Origin of the sequence: Phytoactinopolyspora limicola (assembly GCF_011320225.1) — a bacterium.
GTDB classification, from domain to species: domain Bacteria; phylum Actinomycetota; class Actinomycetes; order Jiangellales; family Jiangellaceae; genus Phytoactinopolyspora; species Phytoactinopolyspora limicola.
Genome location: NZ_JAAOEN010000001.1, coordinates 930,329 through 953,140, shown reverse-complemented (window position 1 = coordinate 953,140; position 22,812 = coordinate 930,329). Strand labels below are relative to the sequence as shown.

The 22,812-nt window shown below is 67.7% G+C and carries 26 protein-coding genes; 16 read left to right on the top strand and 10 right to left on the bottom strand.

Annotation, left to right across the window (positions count from 1 at the left end):
- Window positions 1-42 precede the first annotated feature (42 nt).
- A complete protein-coding gene (locus G8760_RS04655) occupies window positions 43-1,380 on the bottom strand; it encodes an aminotransferase-like domain-containing protein (RefSeq protein WP_166347221.1) in 1,338 nt (445 codons plus the stop codon).
- 113 nt (window positions 1,381-1,493) lie between these two features.
- Here G8760_RS04655 and G8760_RS04650 point away from each other — a divergent pair, with 113 nt between their 5' ends.
- Entirely contained in the window at window positions 1,494-2,321 is an 828-nt protein-coding gene (locus G8760_RS04650) for an alpha/beta fold hydrolase (RefSeq protein WP_166347218.1), read from the top strand.
- Entirely contained in the window at window positions 2,318-3,088 is a 771-nt protein-coding gene (locus G8760_RS04645) for an SDR family NAD(P)-dependent oxidoreductase (RefSeq protein WP_166347215.1), read from the top strand. Before G8760_RS04650 ends, G8760_RS04645 begins: the two co-directional genes overlap by 4 nt.
- A 16-nt stretch (window positions 3,089-3,104) precedes the next feature.
- Here the strand turns inward: G8760_RS04645 and G8760_RS04640 are convergent, their stop codons facing one another.
- Complete coding sequence (locus G8760_RS04640) at window positions 3,105-3,953, bottom strand: helix-turn-helix domain-containing GNAT family N-acetyltransferase (protein ID WP_166347211.1); 849 nt, start codon at window positions 3,951-3,953, stop codon at window positions 3,105-3,107.
- Window positions 3,954-4,048: 95 nt separating this feature from the next.
- On the opposite strand from G8760_RS04640, the gene G8760_RS04635 reads away from it, so the two are divergent.
- Window positions 4,049-5,407: an FAD-dependent oxidoreductase gene (locus G8760_RS04635; protein WP_166347208.1), complete on the top strand. Its 1,359-nt coding sequence runs from the start codon at window positions 4,049-4,051 to the stop codon at window positions 5,405-5,407.
- A gap of 124 nt (window positions 5,408-5,531) precedes the next feature.
- Window positions 5,532-6,725, top strand: coding sequence for an MFS transporter (locus G8760_RS04630; protein WP_166347205.1), 1,194 nt, complete (start codon window positions 5,532-5,534; stop codon window positions 6,723-6,725).
- On the opposite strand, the gene G8760_RS04625 is transcribed toward G8760_RS04630, so the two are convergent.
- Entirely contained in the window at window positions 6,718-7,200 is a 483-nt protein-coding gene (locus G8760_RS04625; RefSeq protein WP_166347202.1) for an Lrp/AsnC family transcriptional regulator, read from the bottom strand. The two genes, G8760_RS04630 and G8760_RS04625, sit on opposite strands and share 8 nt — an antisense overlap.
- Window positions 7,201-7,325: 125 nt before the next feature.
- On the opposite strand from G8760_RS04625, the gene G8760_RS04620 reads away from it, so the two are divergent.
- Window positions 7,326-7,970, top strand: a complete 645-nt coding sequence (locus G8760_RS04620) for a LysE family translocator (protein WP_166347199.1) — start codon at window positions 7,326-7,328, stop codon at window positions 7,968-7,970.
- Window positions 7,971-8,007: 37 nt separating this feature from the next.
- Here the strand turns inward: G8760_RS04620 and G8760_RS04615 are convergent, their stop codons facing one another.
- The gene (locus G8760_RS04615) at window positions 8,008-8,844 is read right to left on the bottom strand and encodes an endonuclease/exonuclease/phosphatase family protein (protein ID WP_207782012.1); all 837 of its coding nucleotides are present in this window, start codon (window positions 8,842-8,844) and stop codon (window positions 8,008-8,010) included.
- 94 nt (window positions 8,845-8,938) lie between these two features.
- On the bottom strand, window positions 8,939-9,544 hold the full coding sequence (locus G8760_RS04610; RefSeq protein ID WP_166347196.1) for a TetR/AcrR family transcriptional regulator: 606 nt from the start codon (window positions 9,542-9,544) through the stop codon (window positions 8,939-8,941).
- A 69-nt stretch (window positions 9,545-9,613) separates the two neighbouring features.
- Here G8760_RS04610 and G8760_RS04605 point away from each other — a divergent pair, with 69 nt between their 5' ends.
- A complete protein-coding gene (locus G8760_RS04605; RefSeq protein ID WP_166347193.1) occupies window positions 9,614-10,354 on the top strand; it encodes an SDR family NAD(P)-dependent oxidoreductase in 741 nt (246 codons plus the stop codon).
- Between the two features lie 22 nt (window positions 10,355-10,376).
- Here G8760_RS04605 and G8760_RS04600 read toward each other — a convergent pair whose 3' ends face one another.
- Both G8760_RS04600 and G8760_RS04595 read right to left on the bottom strand, forming a co-directional pair.
- A complete protein-coding gene (locus G8760_RS04600) occupies window positions 10,377-11,198 on the bottom strand; it encodes an ABC transporter permease (protein ID WP_166347190.1) in 822 nt (273 codons plus the stop codon).
- The gene (locus tag G8760_RS04595; RefSeq protein WP_246222428.1) at window positions 11,195-12,184 is read right to left on the bottom strand and encodes an ATP-binding cassette domain-containing protein; all 990 of its coding nucleotides are present in this window, start codon (window positions 12,182-12,184) and stop codon (window positions 11,195-11,197) included. The genes G8760_RS04600 and G8760_RS04595 overlap by 4 nt, the downstream gene beginning before the upstream one ends.
- 195 nt (window positions 12,185-12,379) lie before the next feature.
- Here G8760_RS04595 and G8760_RS04590 point away from each other — a divergent pair, with 195 nt between their 5' ends.
- From G8760_RS04590 to G8760_RS04560, 7 genes are all read left to right on the top strand, one after another.
- The gene (locus tag G8760_RS04590) at window positions 12,380-12,991 is read left to right on the top strand and encodes a TetR/AcrR family transcriptional regulator (RefSeq protein WP_166347187.1); all 612 of its coding nucleotides are present in this window, start codon (window positions 12,380-12,382) and stop codon (window positions 12,989-12,991) included.
- A 210-nt stretch (window positions 12,992-13,201) separates the two neighbouring features.
- Window positions 13,202-13,786, top strand: coding sequence for an ArsR/SmtB family transcription factor (locus G8760_RS04585; protein ID WP_166347184.1), 585 nt, complete (start codon window positions 13,202-13,204; stop codon window positions 13,784-13,786).
- 1 nt (window position 13,787) lies between these two features.
- Window positions 13,788-14,531: an SRPBCC family protein gene (locus G8760_RS04580; RefSeq protein ID WP_166347180.1), complete on the top strand. Its 744-nt coding sequence runs from the start codon at window positions 13,788-13,790 to the stop codon at window positions 14,529-14,531.
- Window positions 14,532-14,557: 26 nt separating this feature from the next.
- Window positions 14,558-15,349: an alpha/beta fold hydrolase gene (locus G8760_RS04575; RefSeq protein WP_166347177.1), complete on the top strand. Its 792-nt coding sequence runs from the start codon at window positions 14,558-14,560 to the stop codon at window positions 15,347-15,349.
- Between the two features lie 71 nt (window positions 15,350-15,420).
- Window positions 15,421-16,632 (top strand): DUF1015 family protein, encoded by a 1,212-nt coding sequence (locus tag G8760_RS04570; RefSeq protein ID WP_166347174.1) that lies wholly within the window; start codon window positions 15,421-15,423, stop codon window positions 16,630-16,632.
- Between the two features lie 193 nt (window positions 16,633-16,825).
- The gene (locus G8760_RS04565) at window positions 16,826-18,031 is read left to right on the top strand and encodes a Na/Pi symporter (RefSeq protein WP_166347171.1); all 1,206 of its coding nucleotides are present in this window, start codon (window positions 16,826-16,828) and stop codon (window positions 18,029-18,031) included.
- 24 nt (window positions 18,032-18,055) lie between these two features.
- A complete protein-coding gene (locus G8760_RS04560; RefSeq protein WP_166347168.1) occupies window positions 18,056-18,277 on the top strand; it encodes a hypothetical protein in 222 nt (73 codons plus the stop codon).
- A 12-nt stretch (window positions 18,278-18,289) separates the two neighbouring features.
- On the opposite strand, the gene G8760_RS04555 is transcribed toward G8760_RS04560, so the two are convergent.
- The 3 genes from G8760_RS04555 to G8760_RS04545 form a co-directional block, all read right to left on the bottom strand.
- The gene (locus tag G8760_RS04555; protein WP_207782011.1) at window positions 18,290-19,183 is read right to left on the bottom strand and encodes a cytochrome c biogenesis CcdA family protein; all 894 of its coding nucleotides are present in this window, start codon (window positions 19,181-19,183) and stop codon (window positions 18,290-18,292) included.
- 110 nt (window positions 19,184-19,293) lie between these two features.
- Entirely contained in the window at window positions 19,294-19,761 is a 468-nt protein-coding gene (locus G8760_RS04550) for a rhodanese-like domain-containing protein (protein ID WP_166347165.1), read from the bottom strand.
- A gap of 54 nt (window positions 19,762-19,815) precedes the next feature.
- Window positions 19,816-20,607: a class I SAM-dependent methyltransferase gene (locus G8760_RS04545; RefSeq protein ID WP_166347162.1), complete on the bottom strand. Its 792-nt coding sequence runs from the start codon at window positions 20,605-20,607 to the stop codon at window positions 19,816-19,818.
- Window positions 20,608-20,744: 137 nt separating this feature from the next.
- On the opposite strand from G8760_RS04545, the gene G8760_RS04540 reads away from it, so the two are divergent.
- The 3 genes from G8760_RS04540 to G8760_RS30740 all read left to right on the top strand — a co-directional run bounded on the left by G8760_RS04540 (window position 20,745) and on the right by G8760_RS30740 (window position 22,732).
- Window positions 20,745-21,092 (top strand): YciI family protein, encoded by a 348-nt coding sequence (locus G8760_RS04540; RefSeq protein ID WP_166347159.1) that lies wholly within the window; start codon window positions 20,745-20,747, stop codon window positions 21,090-21,092.
- 39 nt (window positions 21,093-21,131) lie between these two features.
- Window positions 21,132-22,391, top strand: coding sequence for an RNA polymerase sigma factor (locus tag G8760_RS04535; protein ID WP_207782010.1), 1,260 nt, complete (start codon window positions 21,132-21,134; stop codon window positions 22,389-22,391).
- A 125-nt stretch (window positions 22,392-22,516) separates the two neighbouring features.
- Window positions 22,517-22,732 carry an FmdB family zinc ribbon protein gene (locus tag G8760_RS30740; protein ID WP_166347156.1) on the top strand — a complete coding sequence of 72 codons (216 nt, stop codon included), beginning with the start codon at window positions 22,517-22,519 and terminating at the stop codon, window positions 22,730-22,732.
- Window positions 22,733-22,812: the final 80 nt, after the last annotated feature.

Here is a 22,812-nt window from a genome sequence, read left to right as displayed (position 1 = left end):
GTTCTCGCTACGGCCAATCAGCCGTGTTCTCGCTGCCGGCAGTCACTCGACCCCGGTGGCCTCCGGGGTGGACCGAGCCAGCGCGGCCAGCACGTCCAGCGCACGAGTCAGCGTCTCGACCGGCGGAGCGGCAACGGCCAGGCGGACCGCGTTCGGGGCGTGCCCCGGGCCGACGGTGAAGGCGGCAGCTGGGGTGATCGCGATCCCGCGCCGAGCCGCGGCCGCCACGAACGTCTCCGCCCGCCACGGCTCCGGAAGCCGCCACCAGCAGTGGTAGGCACGGGGGTCGGCCTGGACGGTGAATCCAGCCAACCGGTCCGCGGTGATGCGCTGGCGGGTTGCGGCGTCGCGCTGTTTGGCCGCCTGCACCGTCGCGGCCGTGCCGTCGTTGACCCATTCGACGGAAGCGTCGAGGGCGAACCGCTGGGCCAGCCAGCCACCCGACCGCAACGCCGCCGCGACCCGCTCGGTGAGCCACGGCGGGGTGATGGTGAACCCGACCGTCAGCCCCGGAGCCAACCGCTTCGACAAGCTGTCGACGACGATCGTGCGTTCCGGTATCCGATGCGCCAGGGGCGGCTGGTCGTCCCGGAGGAAGCCGTAGATCGCGTCCTCGATCACCACCAGGTCCAAGCGTGCCAAGGTTGCGGCGAGTTCGACCTGACGCCCTTCCGGCATGGTGCGGCCCAGTGGGTTGTGGAGGGTCGGCTGAACGTAGACGGCGCGCAGCGGGGTAGCACGATGGGCGGCTGCCAAGGCGGCTGGATCCAACCCGTCGTCGTCGACGGCGATCGGCACCAGCGTGACCCCCAGGCGGGCAGCGATACCTTTGACCATGGGATACGTCAGCTCTTCGACGCCGAGCCGCTGTCCTGTGGGGACGAGTGCGGCGATCGTCGCGGCGATCGCTTGCCGACCGTTCCCGGCGAAGAGAATGTGGTCGGGCTCCGGCGCCCAGTCCGGCCGGGCCAACAGCGCCGCCGCCGCTTCTCGCGCGGCGGGTGTACCCCCGGCGGCACCGGGCCACAGACTGGTGGCCAGTGTGGCAGGGTGCAACATCCGGGTCAGGCTGGCCGCGATCAAGCCGGCCTGCTCGGGCAATACCGAGAAGTTCAGTTCCAGATCTACCTCGACTCGGGCCGGTTCGGCCAGCGCCACGTCCGGCTCCGGGGCACCCGCCCGGACGAACGTGCCCCGACCGACCTCGCCGACCACTAGTCCACGCCGGATCAACTCACCGTAGACCCGCGCTGCCGTCGAGCTGGCGATGCCATGCTGCCGGGCGAACCGCCGCTGCGGCGGAAGCTGGTCTCCGGGCCCCAGCCGGCCGGCGGCGATGTCAGCGGCGACGGTGTCCGCGACCAGGCGGTAGTCAGGCATCTCTGGCTCCACTGGACATAATTGCTCCGAGTGCATTATGACTATTGCACCGAGCATATTGCACCGAATAGCATCGGTGCGTCAATCCCGCGTACACCTCCAAGGCGGCACTCGTGAGCACAGCCCTCGTCGGTGGCATCACCCTCGGATATGACGACCACGGCGCCGGACCACCGTTGGTCCTGGTCCACGGCCACCCGTTCGACCGGACGATGTGGCGCCCCCAGGTGGAGCACTTCGCCCGAGCCGGCTGGCGGGTCATCACGCCCGATCTGCGCGGCTACGGACAGAGCACGGTGCAGCCGGGTGTCACCACCCTGGATACGTTCGCCGGTGACATCGACCGCCTACTGAACTGGTTGGGTGTCGACGGAGTCATCCTTGGCGGGCTGTCGATGGGCGGACAGATCGTCATGGACTTCTACCGCCAGTTCCCCGACCGGATCCGGGGCCTGATCCTCGCGGCCACATCGGCCCACGCCGAGAGCGATGCCGGCCGCCAATCCCGCCGCGAGACCGCTGAACGGCTGCTGCGCGACGGAATGGACGGCTACGCCGACGAGATCCTGCCCGGAATGATCACCCCGCGGACCATCACCCACCAGCCCGACGTCGCCACCCACGTCATGACGATGATGCGCCAGACCTCCCCGGCCGGTGCGGCGGCCGCACTGCGCGGCCGAGCCGAACGGCCCGACTACCTCGCCACACTCGCCACAGTGGCGGTACCTGCCCTGGTCATCGTCGGGACCGACGACGCATTCACCCCGCTCGGCGACGCACGAACCATCCACCGTCAGATACCCCACAGCACACTTGAGATCATCGAAGGAGCGGGCCACCTGCCGAACCTCGAACGCCCAACAACGTTCAACGCGGTGCTACAGCGCTTCCTCGAGGCACTACCCGCCGCTACCACACCACCAGGGGGTACAACGTGAATACCGCCGAGACGACGGTTCTCGTCACCGGCGCCAGCTCCGGCTTCGGGCTGGCCACCGTCCGACGTTTTGCCACCGCGGGAGCGAGAGTCATCGCCGCCGCCCGTCGGCGAGACCGCATCGCCGCGGCGGCGGCGGAACTAGGGCCGCGGGTACTCGCCCTGCCCCTCGACGTCCGGGACCCTGTTGCCGTGGAGCAGGCGATCAACGGCCTGCCGGACGAGTTCGCCCAGATCGACGTGCTGGTCAACAACGCGGGCCTGGCCAAAGGGCTCGAACCCGCACACCAGACGGATCTGGACCATTGGGAGCAGATGGTCGACACGAACTGCAAGGGCCTCATGTACTGCACCCGCGCGGCGCTCCCGGGTATGGTCGCCCGCGGGCACGGCCACGTCGTCAACGTGGGCTCGATTGCCGGCAGCTATCCGTATCCTGGGGGCAATGTCTATGGCGCCACGAAGGCGTTCGTGCACCAGTTCAGCCTCAACTTGCGCAGTGATCTGCATGGCACCGGAGTCCGCGTCACGTGTGTGGAGCCTGGCCTGAGCAGCGGAACCGAGTTCTCCACGGTCCGGTTCGACGGCGATCAACAGCATGCCGACGCCGTGTATGACGGTACGCAGCCGCTGGATGCGGCGGATGTCGCCGAGGCGGTGTACTGGGCGGCATCCCAGCCGGCCCACGTCAACATCAACGTCATCGAGCTGATGCCGACGGTGCAGAGTTTCGCGCCGTTCCAGGTGCACCGTCCCAACGCCCGGTGATTCGGGTGGGGCCGCTTCAGACGACCTGGCTGCGCCGCTCGAGCAGCACGGTGTCGCGCCACTCCCCACGGTGGCGGGTGATGCGCTCGCGGATACCAAGAGTGCGGAATCCGGCCGAGTGATGGAGGGCGAGGCCGGCGCGATTGTCCGGGAACGTCGACGTCTGCAGCGTCCACAGTCCCGCATCGTCAGCCGCCGTCACCTGCCGGTACACCAGTGCACGGCCAACACCACGCCCCCGGAAGGCAGCGTCGACGTAGACCGACGTCTCCGCCACACCGGAGTAACTCTCTCGGCTGGACATCGGGCTAGCCGCCGCCCAGCCGACGACGTGCCCGTCGACCTCGGCCACCCAGCGGTGATCGGGCAACCACCGGGCGTCCAAAGCGGGACGCTCGGCGACGTCGGCGTCGAAGGTCGCCTCACCCGCCGCGACGCCGGCGGCATACAGACGGACGACTACCCGCCAGTCGCGGTCCTCGAGTGCGCGCACCGTCACGTCGGCCGGAATGTCGTCGGGGCAGCAGGGCCGGGGAAGCAGAACTCCCATCACGACATCGGCGGCATGTGGCAGCCCGGTGCAGCACGCGGCGTTGACCGTGACCAGAGTGGTGGTGCCCTCCTTGCGGAGCAGCACGAAACCCACGTCGGCCAGCTTGCGGAGATGATGTGAGCAGGTGGACTGGCTGATGCGCAGCCGGTCGGCCAGCTCGCCGACGGTGATCGGGCCAGGCGCGGTAGCTACCGCGTGCAGCATCCGCACCCGGCTGGGTTCGGCCAGGCACGCGAACCAGTCGGCATAGGTGGCGGCTTCGGAGTCCGGCAACAGCTCCGGCTCACGCGCAGCCCGCACGGTTGTGGTCATGTCCCTATCATCGACGTTCTTCGATGGTTGCGTCAATCGACGGTCATCGATAAACTCGGCGGAGTTAATCGACGTGCATCGATAAAGGAGCCCACATGGCCACCGACGCGCTACCGGTCGTTGTTGTAGGTGCCGGCCCTATCGGCCTCGCCGCCGCCGCTCACCTGCTGGAACGGGGCATCGAGCCCCTGGTTCTCGAATCCGGCGACCACGCGGGCGACGCCGTGACAGCGTGGAACCACGTCCGCCTGTTCTCCCGGTGGTCGGAGCTGATCGACCAGGCTGCCGCCCGCCTCCTCGGCCCGACGTCGTGGCGGCAGCCCGACCCGAACCATCACCCCACCGGCGAGGAATGGGCGGGTGAATACCTGGCTCCCCTTGCGGCCGCACTCGGCGATCGAGTCCGGTTCGGCCACCGGGTCATCGGCGTGGCCCGTCGCGGCCGCGACCGCATCGTCGACGCCGGCCGAGACACCGAACCGCTGACCATCCACGTCCACACACCCTCCGGTGAGGTCCGGTTCACCGCCCGGGGTGTCATCGACGCGTCCGGTACCTGGAGCACCCCCAACCCGCTGGGCGGCGACGGCCTACCCGCCACTGGCGAACGCGCCGCGGCAGATCACATCACCTACCGGGTCCCGGATCTCACCGACCCACAAGAGCTCAACCGTTACGCCGGGCGGCGGATCGCCGTCGCCGGAAGCGGGCACTCCGCGCTGACCGCACTGGTGGCACTGGCCGGCCTGGCCGAAGACCACCCCGGAACCGAGATCACCTGGGTACTACGGCGTGGCGACGTCGGACAGGTCTTCGGGGGCGGCGATGCCGACCAGCTTCCGGCGCGAGGTGCCCTCGGCCAGCGGGCCAAGGCCGCTGCCACCGCCGGTTATGTGCGGACCGTCACCGGGTTCCGCACCGCCGCCGTCGAACGCCAGCTCGATGGCCGCTTGATCCTCGAATCGTTCGACGGGCACCGCCTCGAGCCCGTCGACGAGGTCGTCGCGCTCACTGGGTTCCGGCCCGATCTATCCTGGCTCTCGGAGATCAGACTCGATCTCGACCCGGTGCTGCAATCCACCCGTGCGCTCGCGCCCCTCATCGACCCCAACGTCCACTCCTGTGGCACCGTCTACCCGCACGGCGCACGTGAACTGGCCCAACCCGAACCCGGCGTCTACGTGATCGGCATGAAGAGTTATGGTCGCGCCCCGACGTTCCTCGCGCTCACCGGCTACGAGCAGGCCCGCTCCGTCGTGGCTGCGCTCGCCGGCGACCACGAGTCCGCGGCCCGGGTCGAACTGACCCTGCCCGACACCGGCGTGTGCGGCGGTTCCGGCCTGTTCGAGGAGTCGGCGGCCAGCGCCTGCGAGACCAGTGACACCTCCGCGGAGACCGGCTGCTGCGGTCCTGCCGACGTGGAGCTGACGCTGAGCGTGCCCAGCCGGCAGTAACCCGCGGGACGGCGTCCGCTCACCACGCGCGTATCGTGAATCCGGATCACACGTGGTGCGGGCGCCGGTCGGTGAGCAGGTCAGGAGCGCCCGGCTGACCAAGCCGAGGAGCTGATGACACCGGATGAGAGACGGGCCGCCCGCTGGTAGCTGGCTGCTCGTCGTCGCCATCGTCATCGTCAGTCTCAACCTGCGCGGCGCCATCGTGGCGGTTGCTCCCGTCCTCGAAGACATCCAGCGTGACCTGCACGTATCAGCTGGATCGGCCGGCTTGCTGACGTCCATTCCGGTCCTGTGCTTCGCTGTGGTGTCTCCACTCGTGGGCCTCCTGGCGCGCCGCATCAGTCTCGACGTGGCCATCGCGGCGAGTCTGGTCGTGCTGGGTGTCGGGATCGCGGTGCGCCCGTGGGCCGGTTTCGGCCTCCTGGCGGCCGGGACGGTCCTGATCGGCGCGGCCATCGCGGTGGGGAACGTCCTGCTCCCGGTGATCATCCGACGGGACTTCCCCAATCGCCCCGGGCCATTGCTGTCGGCGGCAACCACCTCGCTGATCGTCAGCGCCACGCTGCCAGCCGTGTTGACCGCACCACTGGCCGCGGTCGTTGGCTGGCGGTGGGCGCTGGCCGTCTGGGCGGCGTTCGTCGCGGTGGCGCTGGCGGTCTGGCTCGCCGCGACGCGACCGGCGGGCCACGCCAGCCAGGCCCGGTCCGCTCCTGGAGCCGGTGCCCGTGCCGGGCATCCACCTACTCGGGTCTGGCGTAGCTACGCCGCATGGGAGCTGGGCTTGTTCTTCGGCCTCCAGTCTTTCCTGTTCTACGCCTCCACCGCGTGGCTGCCCACCATGCTCAAAGACCGGGCCGGTCTCGACGCCACCGCCGCGGGCACCGCGTTGTCGTTGTTCCAGCTGCTGGGTATCGCGGGGGCCATCGCCGTTCCGGTGTTGATCCGGCGGCGCGAGGCACGGTATGCGGTCGCCGTGGCGTTGGCCGCGTTGTGGTTCGTGTTCTTCGGCGGGTTGCTCGTGGCTCCGCAGGCGTGGCCAGTCCTCTGCGCGTTGGGCGGCATCACTCAGGGTGGCTGCCTGGCCATGGGGCTGAGCCTCATCGCGATCCGCTCATCCAGCAGCGATGCCGCACGGCGGGTCTCGGCGATGGTCCAGACGGTCGCCTACTGTCTCAGCGCACCCGGCCCAGTGCTGATCGGCACCGCGTCCTCCGGCTCCGGCTCGTGGACCGCCCCACTAGCCGTGCTCGTGGTGCTCTCGTTGGCCTGCGGCGTTCTTGGGGTCCGGGCTGCCTCGCCACGGCTGATCAGCTGATCGACCGGCGCGGACGCACCGGAGCGGCCAGTGGCCGGTCAAAGATCAGGTGGGTCTGCGCGTGCCCCACCTCCGGCCGCGTCGCAAGCTGCTCCATGATGATTCGCTGCAGGTCAGCGCTATCCGCGACGGCCACATGGAGGAAGAAGTCCTCCGGCCCCGAAACGTTGTACAGCGCCAGCGTCTCCGGCAGGGTCAGCACCGCGGCGGTGAACGCGTCAACCAGGTCTCGACGGTGCGGGCGGAGCCGAATGGCGATGAACGCGTGCAGCCCGCGACCGATGGCGGCAGGGTCGACCACGGCTTTGATCCCCGTGATGACACCGGCTGAACGTAGCCGCCGGACCCGTTCATGACATGACGACGTCGACAGCCCCACCTCGTCGGCCAACGCCTTGTTCGTGATCGACGCGTCATCCTGGAGGATGGTGAGAATCCGCCAATCGACCGGATCGAGATGCTGTACTTCAGGCATGTTCCGGATGATATCCGGTGAAGATTGCGACACCCCGGATACCTGGAGCACGATCTGTCCGTGCTACGTCAGACCGGCCACGTGCTCCCCCATCACCCGGGGACGGACAGCCGCAGGGGCCCCCGGTGATCGACCTCCAACGCTGGCTGGCCTTCGTCGGCGTGTTGCTCGTCATCCTGTGTACACCGGGACCGGACTTCCTAGTGGTCCTACGCCATTCCCTCGAGCACAGCCGAGCGGGATACCGTGCCGTTGCCGGCATCATTACCGGCCTCGGCGCACACACCGCCATCGCGGTAGCGGGTATCACCGCCGCCGTCGCCGCCCACCCCTCGGCCCTCGCCGCCGTCCGCGGAGCTGGCGCCACGTACCTGGCCTGGCTTGGCATCGGTGCGCTGCGCAGCTTCCTGACCCACCGGCGCGAACCCCACCCGGTTGGCGCACCCGGCGCAGCGGCGACCACCCTGCCGCCACCACCGGCGGGCGGACGCCCGTACCGCACCGGCTTGCTCACCAACCTGCTCAACCCCAAGGCGGTCCTCTTCTTCGTCGGGCTCCTGCCTCAGTTCCTGGATTCCGGCGGCAATGTGCCCACGCAGGTCCTGCTCCTCGCCGCCACCACCATGGCTCTCGCAGCCGGGTGGCTGTGCGCCCTCGTCCGGGTGATCAACCGGCTACATGGCCCGCTGACCCGTCCCCGGATCCGGCGCGCCCTGGATGGGGTCACCGCGGTTGCCTTCTTCGCTCTGGCGCTGTCGGTGGCTTGGTGACGCGCGAGAGGCTGGACTACTCGTCCGCTGAGGCTGGCTATGGTAGGCGCAGAAGCGCCTGCACGGGCAGATGATCCGAGGGGAAACGGCCGTTGAGCGAGAACGGATTGATCCCGGCCACCTCGGATTCGATCCCGGGAGCAGCCAGAATCCAGTCGATCCGGTCACCACCGACCCGTGGCGGTGCGTACCCACCATAGGTGGCATAAGCCGGGGTTCGGCGCTCGGCGGCGGCCGGCCAGGTGTCGGTTAGCCCAGCCGACTCCGTCAACATCTGGTACGGCTCGCTGGCCTCGGCGGCGGTATTGAAATCACCGGTCAGAATCACCGGCATCGGCGCCATCAGCGAGATGAGTTCGGTCAGCTGCGCCGCCGCCTGCTGCCGCGCCGCAGCCGAGTCATTGTCCAGATGGGTGTTGACCACCACTAGCTCACCTGCGCCGCCGACCCGGAAGCGGACCCAGGTGGCCATGCGAGGAAGGACATTGCCCCACGTCGTCGAACCAATAACGGCTGGTGTGCTGGACAGCCACACATGGTTGTACTCGACCGGGGTTAACCGCCGGGCGTCGTAGAACACCGCGGCATACTCGCCACGGCTGCCGCCTTCACGCCCCAGCCCGATCCATTCATAACCCTCTGGAAGGTCCGCTGCTACGTCCGTCACCTGGCCGAACAGGCCTTCCTGAGTACCGATGACACACGGCTTCTCCCGGGTCAGAAGCTCGGCCATCGCGGGCCGGCGTTGCTCCCACAGGTGGGCCGGATCGTCGGCGGCGTAACGCAGGTTGTAGCTCATCACGTGCAGCTGTCCTGGGCCGGCGGGGCCGATGAGCGAAGCGACCGATCCGGTCTGCTGGGCACCTTCATGCACCCAGCGAGCATACGACGGGCGCGACTCGTCGAACCTGTGACCCCGGTGCGACGGACGTACCGATGCGGCCCTGCCACCCCGCCGGGGCGTCGCGTCACGCAGCGACGAGCACGTCCCATGCACGCATCGCCGAGTCGACGATCGCGTGTAGCCGCTCACGGGACACGCCATCTCGTGCCTCGATGGAGATCCCGTGCAGGACGGTGCCGTAGAAACCGGCGAGCCCGGAGACGTCGGTTCCGGCCGGGAGTTCGCCGTCGGCCACGGCTTGGTCGAGGCGCCGCTCGATCGAGGACACCGTCTCCCGGCGCTGCTCGACCAGGTAGTCGTGGATCAGTCCGTTGTCGGCGCTGACGTTGGTCGCGGCGAGGACGAACATACACCCGCCGGGACACTCGGGACCCATATACAGCTCGGCGTTGCCCCGCAGCATGGTTTCGATCGCGGTTCGAGCGCTGGTGAGTGCACGTAGCGCGTGCTCGGTCACGGCGCCGTCGGTAGCGGCATAGAGCGCGATGGCCTCTCTGAACAGTTGTTCCTTGCTGCCGAACGCCGCGTAGAGGCTGGGCGGGTTGATCCCCATGGCCTGGGTGAGGTGCTTGATCGAGGTGCCCTCGTAACCGTACGTCCAGAACTGATCCATCGCGCTGCGCAAGGCGGCGGAACGATCGAACACCCGCGGCCGGCCCCGTTCGGCCATATCCGCTCCTTCCGTGATAATTTATGTATCGATCACTACATAATATCAAGACGACCCCGGAGGTCCACCATGCCCAGCCTCAAAGGCCGTGTCGCACTCGTCACCGGCGGCAGCCGGGGGATCGGCGCCGCGGTGGCCACCCGCCTCGCCGCCGAGGGTGCCGACGTCGCACTGACCTACCGGGCCGGCGCCGCGGCCGCCGCCGACGTCGTCGAGCAGGTCAAGTTCGAAGGCCGGCGCGCCCTGGCGATGCAGGCCGACGCCGCTGACGCCGACGCCGTCACCGCCTCGATCTCATCCACCGTCGCCGAACTCGGCCGCCTGGACATCCTCGTCGCCAACGCGGGAGTTTTTCCGTCCGGGCCACTCGACGAGGTCACCTACAACGACCTCGACCAAACTCTGGCCATCCACGTCCGCAATGTGTTCGTCGCCGCCCAGGCAGCCGCCAGCCAGATGAGCGCCGGAGGACGCATCATCAGCATCGGCAGCTGCCTGGCCGAGCGGGTACCCACCTCGGGACTCACCCTGTACTCGATGACGAAGGCAGCCCTGACCGGGATGACCAAGGGTCTCGCCCGAGACCTCGGCGCCCGCGACATCACCGCCAACGTCGTCCACCCCGGCCCCGTCGACACCGACATGAACCCAGCCGCCGCCCCGGAGGCCGCCGCCGAGCGGGCCCTCACCGCCCTGGGCCGCTACGGCGACGGCGCGGACATCGCGGGAATGGTCACGTTCCTCGCCGGCCCCGGCGGGGCGTGGATCACCGGCGCGTCCATCGCCGTAGACGGCGGATACACCGCGTGAGCGCCCCTCGCCTAGCCGGCATTCAACGCCGGGCTCGCCGGTAACGGTGCACCGCAAGTGGAACGAAAACCACAAGCAGCAGGAGCGGCCAGCCGACCGCCAGCGGCAACGGGTGCTCAGCCAGCCAGGAGTCGCCCGGCACCGCGGGGTTACCGAAGAGCTCCCGAGTCGCTGCCACCGTTGATGACATCGGATTGGCCTCCGCCACCGCACCCAGCCAGCCCGGCATGAGGGCGGGCGGCACGAACGTGTTGGCCACCATCGCAAAGGGCAGTACCAGGGGATATAGAGCGGCAGCGGAGTCCGGCGAGCGAAGGACGAGGCCGATGTAGATGCCGACCCAGATCAGGGCGAACCGGAGGAGAAGCAGCAGCCCTACGGCAGCCAGCGCCTCCCACACGCTGCCGTGCCAGCGCCAGCCCACGAGGTAACCGCAGCCGAGCAGGACCACGAGATCCGCGCTAGCCCGGATGATGTCCGTGACACTACGTCCGGCCAGGATGGCCGACGACGAGATCGGCATCGCCATGAACCGGTCGGTGACGCCACGTTCCCGGTCGGTCGCCACCGCGCTGATGGTGTTCACCAGGCCGAACATCATCGTCATGCCGAACAGCCCGGGCATCAGGTATTCGCGGTAGTCCGCACCACCGGGAACCACCATCGCACTGCCGAAGACGTACCCGAACAACAACACGGAGATCAGCGGAAACGCCAGCGCGCCGATCATTTCCTCCGGTGAGCGCAACCAGTACGACAGGTTGCGACGGGTCATCGTCGCGGCATCGGACATCGCCGCGCGCAGCCGCTCCGACCGGGTCCGTGGAATAGTGATCGTGGTCATGCCCGGTCCTTCCCGGTGAATCGGACGAATACCTCGTCGAGCGTGGGCCTACGCAGCGCGATGTCGCGCACCTCGATACGGGCGTCGTCGAGGGCACGGGCCACCCGCGCTAGTCCGGCCACCCGATCCATGGCCGGAACACTCACCCGGCGCCCCTCGGGCCGGACCTCCGGCGCGGAGCCGGTGACGTCGGCGAGCAAACGAGCGACGACGTCCAGGTCGGCGATCTCGTCGACCAACACGTCGATGCGGTCACCGTGCAGCATGGACTTGAGCTCTTCGGGCGCCCCTTGGGCGATGACGCGACCTCCGTCGATGACTGTGATGGCGTCGGCGAGCTGGTCCGCCTCGTCGAGATAGTGGGTGGTCAGCAAGACCGTCGTCCCCTCGGCCACCAACGACCGCACGCCCCGCCACACCTCTAGACGGTGGCCCGGATCCATGCCGGTGGTTGGTTCGTCGAGGAATAGCACCGGGGGAGCCATGATGAAACTGATGGCCAGATCGAGGCGCCGGCGCATGCCGCCGGAGTACCCCTTCGGTCGGCGGTCGGCCGCGTCAGCCAGGTCGAATTGGTCGATCAACTCCCCCGCCCGCCGCCGCGCGGCAACACGGCCGAGCCGATAGAAGCGGGCGAACATCTCCAGGTTTTCCCGGCCGGTCAGCATGTCGTCCACGGCGGGCTGCTGGCCGGCCAGCCCGATGCGGTAGCGCACATCGACCGGATCTCGGACGACGTCGAAGCCGGCGACGCTTGCCCGGCCGCTATCCGGGCGCAACAACGTCGACAGGATGCGCACGGCCGTGGACTTGCCGGCACCGTTGGGTCCCAGAAGGCCGCACACCGTGCCTTCGGGGACCACCAGGTCGAACCGATCCAGGGCCAATGTGGCGCCGAACCGTTTGACCACACCTTCGGCGACCACGGCCGGCTGCCCCGGAACCACCCCCGGACGCGACGCCCCCGATTGCGTCAGAACGTTCACGACCTCACCCCTTCGCTAGATCTCATGAGCAACTCCCGCTAACTATACTTTGATGTATATACTTCAAAGTATAGTTACTGCGATCGCTCGTCAACCGCCGGACAACGAGCCCGAAGCACACGACAACTGCGAGCGCACGACAACTGCGGACAGAGCGGCCGACTCGCGGCACGGAGGTGGGAGAGAATGGGGCCGATGACGCCAGACAGCGCGGGCCCGGCCCCGCATTCCAGCAGCACCCGCGGTGGTCGGCGACTCGGCCGCGCGGAACGTCGCGAGCAGATCATCGACGCCGCCACCCAGGCGTTCTCACGCGAGGGCGGGTACTCTCACACCAGCCTGGATGATGTCGCGGCCGTGGCTGGTGTGACCCGGATGATTCTGTACCGGCACTTCAACTCGAAGGCCGACCTCTACGAGGCCGTCCTCGATCGCGCCGGAGAACGGATGTACCACGCCGCGGTAGTGGACGGCGAGATGGACGACGACAGCGTGGCCAGGGTGATCCACTGGGCCCGCGAAGATCCGGACGCCTTCCGACTCTTGTTCCGGTTCGCCGCCCAGGAGCCCGATTTCCGCGGCGAGATCGATCAACTCAAGGTCGGCATGTCGGCCCACATCCGGCCGTATCTCGAAGAGGTCACCACCGACGAGCGATGGGTCGAATGGACGGCGCAGCTCACTACCATGATCGTCATCGAGGCGATCATGGCGTGGCTCGACGCCGGCCAGCCCGATCCGGAGCATGCCACGGATCGGATCTTGCGCGCGGTGGAAGGCGCCGTCAACGCCATCGCATCCGTCTGACCCCGCCCCCCACCCCCCGTGATCGTCGCCGGATTTCCGCCCCCCACCCCCGTGATCGTCGCCGGCTTAGAGTCGCAATAGCGACCGAATCGTGACTTCGATCACGGGAGGGAGCGGCTGGATTTCGGCAACGATCACGGATTGCGCGACGACAGGACGGACGAAGACTACTTTCTTGACAATTTTTCTTTTCGGTGCCAGGCTCGACGTATGGACGACGTCAGGGTGATCGAAGACCCCCAGGCGGCCGAGGTGTCGCTTGATCCAGTACGTGCCCGGCTGCTGGCCGAGCTCGGCGAACCCGGCTCCGCCACCACGCTGGCCACCAAGGTCGGCCTCCCCCGGCAGAAGGTGAACTACCACCTGAAGACCCTGGAGAAACACGGCCTGGTCGAGCTGGTCGAGGAACGCCGCAAGGGTAATGTCACCGAACGGATCCTCCGCGCGTCGGCGTCGTCATACGTTATTTCACCGGTAGCGCTCGCCGCGGTTCAGCCCGACCCACACCGCGAACCAGACCGACTCTCCGCACAATGGCTGCTCGCCGTCGCCGCCCGCCTGGTGCGAGACATCGGCACGCTGCTGACTCGCGCCCGACGCGCACAGCAGAAGGTCGCCACCTTCGCCATCGACGGCGACGTGCGTTTCGCCTCGGCCGCCGACCGGGCCGCCTTCGCCGAAGAGCTAGCCGCGACCGTCACCCGCCTCGTCGGGCAATACCACGACGAGACAGCCCCCCGTGGCCGCACCCATCGCGTCGTGGTCGCTGTCCATCCCACCGTGAGGGAGTCCTGACATGGGCCACCATTTCGAGGCACCCCAGGACGCGGAGTTCGACGCCGACCCCGATCTCGTGTGGCAGGCGATCGCCACCGGCCCCGGCATCAACTCATGGTTCATGGGCCGGACCGAGGTTGAATCCGGCATAGCCGGCGCGGTTCGTACCGCCTTTGGCGAGCACACCCCGGAACACCGGGTGACCACCTGGGATCCGCCGCGTCGGCTAACCTACGAAAGCGGCCAGGCTCCGGACGGCCGCCGGATGGCCTACGAGTTTCTGATCGAAGGCCGCAAGCAGGGCAGCACTAGCCTGCGTATGGTGGTCAGCGGGTTCCTCCCAGACGACGACTGGGAAGCCGAATACGACGCGATGACCTCGGGCCTCCACCTCTTCTTCCGCACGCTCGTCGAGTACGTCACACACTTTCCCGGCCGCACCGCGGTTCCGTTGACCGTCTTCGGCCCCGCGGTGTCCAACTGGGAGCAGATCTGGCCGCTGGTGTACCGGGCACTCGGCCTGCCGGACCAACCTGCCGGAGGCGATCCAGCCCGATTCACCGGACCGGATGGGGTACCGATCGACGCCGTCGTCTACCACGTCAACCCCGACAGCGTTGGTCTGCGCACCGACACCGCGATGTATCGGTTCGTCAAGGGCTTCAACGGCCCACTCGTCGCGATGCACCACGTCTTCGCCGACATAGAGCCAGCCTCGGCCGAGACGGCCTGGCACCGGTGGCTCGACCAACAGCTCACCTGACCCCGCCGTCATTCCTGGAGGACACTATGCACGCGGTCACATCTCGTGACGGAACGACCATCGTCTACGAGAAAACCGGCAGCGGCCCACCACTGCTCATCGTCGACGGCGCGCTGTGCCATCGTGCGTTCGGGCCCAGCAAAGGGCTGCGCAACAAGCTGTCCGGCGACTTCACCGTCATCACCTACGACCGGCGCGGTCGTGGCGACAGCGCGGACACCCCTCCCTACGCCGTCGAGCGTGAGATCGAAGACATCGAGGCCGTCGCCAAAGACGTCGGCGGTGCGATCTTCGCGTTCGGCATGTCGTCCGGTGCCGCGCTCGCGGTGGAGGCGGCCAACAGCGGCGTCGGCATCACCAAACTCGCCACCTACGAGGCGCCGTATCTGGTCAGCCAGGACGCTCCACAGGAACCACCTGACTACGCCGGGCGCCTCAACGAGTTCATCGCGGCGGGTCGCCGTGGCGACGCGGTGAAGCTCTTCATGAAACTCGTCGGCACCCCCTCGTTCGCGGTCTTCGCCATGCAGCTCACGCCGGTCTGGAAGAAGCTCAAGGCGGTCGCCCACACGTTGCCCTACGATCACGCCATCCTGGAACCCGGCCGGCAGTACCAGCCGCTCCCGGAGCAGCGTTGGAGCGCGGCGACCATGCCGGCTCTCGTGATGGACGGCGGCAAGAGCCCCGACTGGATGCGGGATGCGCAACGCGCCTTGGCCGACGTTCTGCCCGACGCCGAATACCGGACGCTGGCTGGGCAGACCCACTTGCTCAAACCGGATGCCGTCGCCCCGGTACTAACCGAGTTCCTGCGCTAGTTCGTGGTGTCCGGCCGCACGTGGCGACGGGCCGGTCCACACGTCCGGCGGGCACGATAACGTCGTCCCCCATGACGATCGTCCATCCGATCCCGCAGGCGTGGATCACGGCGGGGAACACCGGTGCGCAGAACTACGACGAGTTCGCCGACGACGCCGAGATCACCGCGATCATCGACGCCAATCCAGACAGCGCCCTGGGGGTCGAGATGCCCCACCGCGCGCCGGATAGCCTCGGCAAAACCTTCGCCGACTCGTTGCCCGACGCGGTGGAGCGTCTAGCCCGGGCGCGAGCCCAAGGCCGCTATCTCCCGGCCGAGGACACCGTGGTGCTCTACCGGATCACCGAACCCGGCGGCCGGACCGCCCATGGCATGTTCTGCCTGGTCGACACCGACCAGATTTCCAGTCGTGCGGGCGAGCCGGGTTTGGTCATCCGCAACGAAGACGTCTTCATCGAGAAGGTTCGTGAGCGCGTCGCACTGGCGGAGGCCACCAGGACGCTGCTCTCACCGGTGCTGCTCATGCAGACCGGCAGTGGCGACGAACTCCAGGCCGAACTGGTCGCGGCCGCCACCACGGCCGGGCCGGCCGCGGCGTCGGACATCGATGGCGCCGGGCGCCGCCACGAGATCTGGCCGCTTCCACCCGGCGAACAGGCCGACCGGTTGCGGGCGTTGGCCGGCGGCGGCGAACTCGTCGTCGCCGACGGAAACCACCGCAGCCTCGCCGCGCAGATCGGCGGATTGGCCCGATTTCTCGCCGTGATCACTACGCCGGCGTCGGTGACCATCGATCCCTACCACCGACTCGTGCACGAGCTTGGTATGCCACCGGCCGCCCTGTTAGACCGGCTGCGGGAGGCAGGAGCCACGGTCGAGTTGCTCGCGGATCCCCCGGCTACGCCGCCGCGGACGGGAACCGTCCATCTGTACGCTGCCGGTGCCGGTTACGCGGTTGCCCTGCCCGCTCCGCCGGGTGCCACGGTAACCGAACGTCTGGACCATGCACTGGTTGAGCGGGTCCTATTCGGCGACGTCCTCGGGTTCGACCCGGGCGACAAACGGATCCGGTACATCGGCGGCGACTACCCCGCGGCGTGGTTGCGGGGCGAAGTCGATGGCGGCCGTGCCGAACTCGCGGTCCTCGTCGCCCCGGTGTCCGTCGACGACTTCATCGCCGTCAACCTGGCGCGGCGGAAGATGCCCCGCAAGAGCACATGGTTTACCCCGAAAGCCCGCGCCGGGCTCGTGCTGGCGCAGCTCAACCTCCCTCGCCCATGATCGTTGGCTTCTGACCACCGAATTCGGTGGTCAAAAGCCAACGATCATGGGGAGTGAAACGTAAGCGAACCTGCCGCGCAGAGTACGCGGGGATTTCGACGCCAATTCACCATTCGTTCACCCGGCTGGGGCTTCCTTTACTTAGGTGACGTCACACCGACGCACCGATGTCGAAGAAGGGTCCGACCGGCAGATGGCGACCAGCACAGTCGTCCGCACGGACGTCACTCGTGTTCCCGCAGCCGCGGCATCCGGCATTGCCGGGCGTGGCTCGCGTCGCATCACCACTGGCAACGCGCTGAACTGGCTTCTCGTCGTCGCTCTCATCTACCTGCTGATCTGTGCGGTCAGCATCATCAGCTCCGGGTTCCGCACCGCCACCGGTGGCCAGGCCGAAGAGTTGTTCCAGTTCGCCACCAACCCGTTCGTCGGGTTGATGGTTGGTGTGGTCGCCACCGCTCTCATCCAGTCTTCGTCCACCGTGACCTCGATCATCGTCGGACTGGTCGCCGGGGGTTTGCCGGTGAGTGTCGCCGTACCCATGATCATGGGTGCGAACATCGGAACCACGGTGACCAACACCCTGGTCAGCCTCGGCTACGTGCGGAACAAAGAGGACTTCAAACGAGCGTTCTCCGCCGCCACCGTGCACGACTTCTTCAACCTGCTCGCGGTCGCCATCTTCCTCCCGCTCGAGATCATGTTCGGGCTCATCGAGCGCAGCGCCCTGGCCATCGCCCAACCACTGGTCGGCGACAGCAGCTACTCGATGGAGAACACCAACGTCATCGGCACGTTGACCGCGCCGGTCACCGACACGATCAAAGGTGCCGCCGGCGCGCTGCCGACCACATTCGGTGGCGTTGCGATGATCATCGTCGGCACCGCCATGATCCTGCTATCCATCAGATACATCGGCAAGCTGCTGAAAATCCTCATGGTTGGCCGGGCCAAGCGAATCCTGCACACCGCGATCGGCCGTGGCCCGCTCAGCGGCATCGCCTCCGGTGCGGCCGTCACCGTCTTGGTCCAATCGTCGACCACCAGCACCAGCTTGATGGTGCCCCTCGCCGGCTCGGGTGTGTTGAATCTGCGGCAGATCTACCCGTTTACCCTGGGAGCGAATGTCGGGACCACGGTGACCGCTCTGCTCGCCGCGACCGCGGTGAGTGGCCCCAACGCCCTCGCCGCACTCGAGATCGCGCTTGTTCACCTTCTGTTCAACATTTTCGCTCTCGTGCTGATCTTCTCCGTGCCGTTCCTCCGAGAGATACCCATCCGCGGCGCTCAATGGCTGGCGGGGCTGGCCGCTCAGCGCAAGGTGTACGCGGCGGCGTGGGTGATCGGTGTGTTCCTCGCCTTGCCCGGTGCGCTCATCCTGGCGACTTCCATCCTGTAACCAGAGCGTGCCAAGATGGCAGGCATGGAGGGCAGGCGCCCCACCGAGCCCGACCGCGATCTCGAGCAGATCATCGCCGAGACCGAGGCGTACCTGTCCGAGCTCAAGAGCGAACTCCAGCGCCGGCGGGCTGAGGCGCGGGCCGCGGAGATCGACGACCTCGAGACACACCTGGCCAACGCGCGGGTGAAGTGGGACGAACTCAAAGATTTCCTGGAAGTCGTCCTGCAGGAGCTGAAGCGCTGATCCGGCTAGGTCCTAGTTAGCCTCTTCGACGCCGGCCTCATCCTCCGCGGCACCGGCCACGACTCGTCGTCGACGAAACACCCATCCAACAAGCACGGCACCAACGGCGAGGGCTATCACCACCGCGCCGACACCCCACACGCCGATCGTGTCGATGCTCCGCGACAACCAGCGCTGCACTGCTTCGCCAACGCCAATGACCGGGTCGTCCACCGCGCCGTCGCGGAGGACGCGGATCTCGTACCAGCCGTAGTAGGCCACGTAGGCGCCGGCGACGAGGAGCAGCCCACCGCTGATCCGGGAGATCCGCGGCGCGAGCCCGCGCAGCCGGGTCACCAGCGCCGTCCGGGCCAACGCCACGGCTAGGGACACCGCCGTCACTACGAGCCCCATACCAGCCGCGTAAGCGGCGAACACCAGCACCCCACCAGCCACCGTCCCGGTCCGGAAGCTGGCCACCACCGTGATCAGGAACGGGGTGATGGTGCAGCTCAGCGAGGCGATGGCATAGACGGCACCGAACAGCGTCATCGATCCCGCCGACCTCGTCAGTTGGGGGCCCCGCACGGCGAATCGCAACCCGGGCAGCGCACGCCCGGTGAGCAGCCAGATCCCGAGCCCGAGCAGCACCAGTCCGAGAAACGCCGTGAACCATGGCAGGTACCGCTGGATCGCACCTGCTGACAACGACACCGACAGCAGCAACCCGAAACCACCGAAGACCACCGAGAAACCCGCCGTCATGGCGGCGGCGAACGCCATCGCTCGACGGATGGCAGCGGCCCGATCCGGTTCGTCTCCCATGACCAGGAACGACGCGTAGGCCGGCAGCAAAGCGAAGCCGCATGGGTTGACCACGGCGAGCATGCCGGCGGCGACCGCGAGGGCGATGGGTAGGCTGTCCACCCCCGCAAACTATCCCGGGCCGCGGCCGGTTCCGCCTTACGAGATGCTTACTTGTCGTTCACCCTGCCCCTCCCCCCGGGTATGCCGGGGGGAGGCGACGAACTCACCGCTCAGCCCGAGGTGCTCGCCGACGTGAGGTGGAACCCTTCGTCGAGCCACCCGGTGACACCACCAATCATCTTCTTGACTGGCCGGCCGAGCCGAGCCAGCCGGTAGGCGGCCTTGTCAGCGCCATTGCAGTGAGGCCCGGCGCAGTACACGACGGACAGGGTCTCGTCCGGATACACCTCGAGGTTCCGCTTCACGAGCCTTCCGTGCGGCAGGTTCACCGCACCCGGAATGTGACCGGCAGCGTAGAGATCCGGGCTACGGACGTCCAGTAGGACGAAGTCCTGCACGCCTCGGCTCATGGCGTCGTGGACGTCCCAGCAGTCGGTCTCGAAGGCGAGCAGAGACGCGAAGTGTTCGGCGGCGACGGCAGGATCGGCGGGACGCACGGCGGCTACGGATGACCCCACCAGGGGGATGGCACCGTCGGCCGTGGAGCCGGTGTCGGTCGACACGTCGAAGGCAGTCATGTCATCCACGGTAGAAGATGGTGGACGGACGCGGAACACGTCGGCAGCCCGAGCTCACCGGGTGCGGCGGCAGATCATCAACTCCGTGGTGGGGCTGGTGTTCAGCCGCCGGACGAGTTGTCGCTCGAGCGGATACAGCGCGGCCCCGGCCAACCAGCCGGTGGGTGGGGTCAACGTGACCGCCCGCAACGCACCACCCCAGGCCTTGCGCACCACGGCGGGGGCGTCGACGAGGGCGTTCATCAGCACCAGCATCGGCACCTTACGTTCGATCTCGAACCCGGCCCGGCCAAGGACCGACGTGATCCACTCCTCGGTGCGGCTGACCTGGTGCGCTGAGTAGTCGGGGGGCCGACGCAGAAAGTTCTCCGAGAACACCAGGTACCCGCCCGGGCGGACCAATGTGGCCAGGTGATCGATGGCGGCGATGTAGGCATCGTCGTCGGTGATGTGGAAGAGGACGTCGATGCACGAGGCGGCGTCGAACGACGCGGCGGGCCACGGCCCGGCCGGCTCGGTGATGTCCATCTGGACCACGTCCGTACCGAGTTCGTGTTCACGCAGCCGAGTGACTGCCGCTTCGGTGAGGTCGCTCCCGATGACTTCACCTACCCCAAGCTGCTTCCAACAGCGCAGGTAGACGCCGGTACCCGAACCAACGTCGAGGACCCGGTGATCGGGCCCCAGCCCCAGCGTGCCGGCCTGTTGAAGGAACACCTCACGGCGGACTTTGTACACCCAGGTGTTGAAGGGCCGGCCGAGCGCACGATAACCGACGCCGCTCTCCGTCCAGTCCGCGGCGAGCCGACCTTCCCAGAAGTTCTGATGATCGTCTCGTGGTTTCATCAACGCCATCATTCCCAGATAACAGAATGGTAAACATTGCGCTCCACATGGCGGACCGGTCGAATATTCGGACAGCCGGCCGTCATACGTATGTGTCACCACCACGAACGCCCGGCCCTTCGTCAGGAGGAACCATCATGAAATACATGCTTTTGCTGTTCGAGCCGGACACCGACTGGTTGTCGGTGCCGAAGGAGCAACTCGACGCCGAATTGAGGGCACATGGGGAGTTCTGCCGCTACCTCGACGAGCATGGCATTCCGTACTCCGGCGCGGCATTACGCCCGTCCACCGCCGCCACGACGCTGCGCCCGGACGGTTCCGAGACGATCATCGCCGACGGCCCGTACATCGAGCTCAAGGAGAATCTCTGCGGGTACTACATCATCGACGTCGACGACCTCGACCAAGCGTTGGAGGTCGCCCGACGCTGTCCGATAGCCAGCGGTATCGAGATCCGCCCGACGTGGGACACCACGACATGACCGGCCGCCCACCACGATGCATCAGGTAGTGACAGCTCGATGACCCGCCACGAGCACCACGACATCGCGGCCGCCGTCGAGGATGCACATCGACACCACTGGGCTCAGGTGCTCGCGTCGGTCGCCCGGGTCACGCGCGACCTCGATACCGCGGAGGACGCCACACAGGAGGCATTCGCCGCCGCGCTCGAGGTGTGGGGCCGCCAGGGGGTGCCCGGTACACCGGCAGCCTGGCTGACCACCGTGGCACGGCGCAAGGCACTGGATAACCGGCGTCGGGCGGACACGCTGGCGCGCAAGCTGCCACCACTCGTGGTACCGGGCGACGACACCCCGCCCGATCCCAGCACCATCCCCGACGATCGGCTGCGGCTGATTTTCACCTGTTGCCATCCGGCCTTGGCGATGCCGGCGCGGGTCGGGTTGACGCTGCGACTGGTGTGTGGGCTGACGACGCCCACGATCGCCCGGCTGTTCCTGATCCCGGAGGCCACTATGGCCGCCCGGATCACCCGGGCTAAGAAGAAGATCCGGGCTGCGGGAATCCCCTATCGGGTCCCCACGGACCCCGAGTTGCCCGACCGGCTGCCGTCCGTGCTTGCCGTCGTCTCATTGCTGTTCACCGAAGCACACACCGCATCGGCCGGTGCGGAGCTGGGGCGTGCGGAGCTGGCGGCCCGGGCAGATGATCTCGCGGCCACGCTCCGTCTACTGATGCCGGACGAACCCGAGGTGCTTGGCCTGCTGGCGATGATCCGCCTGGCGCGGGGGCGGTCCCGAGGACGGGTCGACCCCGACGGTGGGTTCATACCGCTGCGCGACCACGACCGCTCGCAGTGGGACGCTGCCGATATCGACGAGGGGCGCGCGTTGGCCGAACAGGCGGTACGACGCTCGGCCAACGGCAGCCCCGGACCGTACACACTGCATGCGGCCATCGCCGCGGTGCACTCCGAGGCGCCGAGTTATGAGGCGACCGATTGGCCGCAGGTCCTGGCACTGTACGACGTTCTGTTGCGCGTTCAACCGTCACCGGTGACGCGGCTGGCACGGGCGGCGGCCCGCGCCATGGTCGACGGGCCAGCCACAGCGTTGGCCGACATCGATGCCCTCGCTGGAAATCAACATTTAATGAATTACTATGGGGTCCCCGCGACCCGAGCCGACCTGTTGCGCCAACTGGACCGCCCGACCGAGGCCGCGGCCGAATACCGCCGCGCCGCCACACTGACCGGCAACGCGGTAGAGCGGAAGTTCCTCCTCACGCAGGCCGACATCATGGATCACACCACCCAATGACTGGACATGAGAATCACTCTCATCTAGGCTGGAGATCGTCGGGGCGCGGTCGGTCTCATGCCCGGGTGGACCGCGCCCCGCGTCCACTTCCTGGATAATCACCCCCGGCGCCGTACACTGGTGCCGTGCCGACGTATGCGTATCGCTGCCGAGCCTGTGGCTCCAGTTTCGACGTCTCCCGCCCTATGACGGATGCCAGCGCGCCGGCCCAGTGCCCAGCCGGCCATGACGACACCGTCAAACTTCTCACCACGGTGGGCCTCGCCGGCCGTGCCGACTCCGGGGGCGCTCCCGGAGCTGGCGGCGGCTGCTGTGGGGGCGCCTGCGGGTGCGCTGGCTAACCCACCCGCACAATCAACAGCGACACAGCCAACACACCCACCCGGCTTAACGCTCCGGAGCGGCTAAGGCACCCGCACGG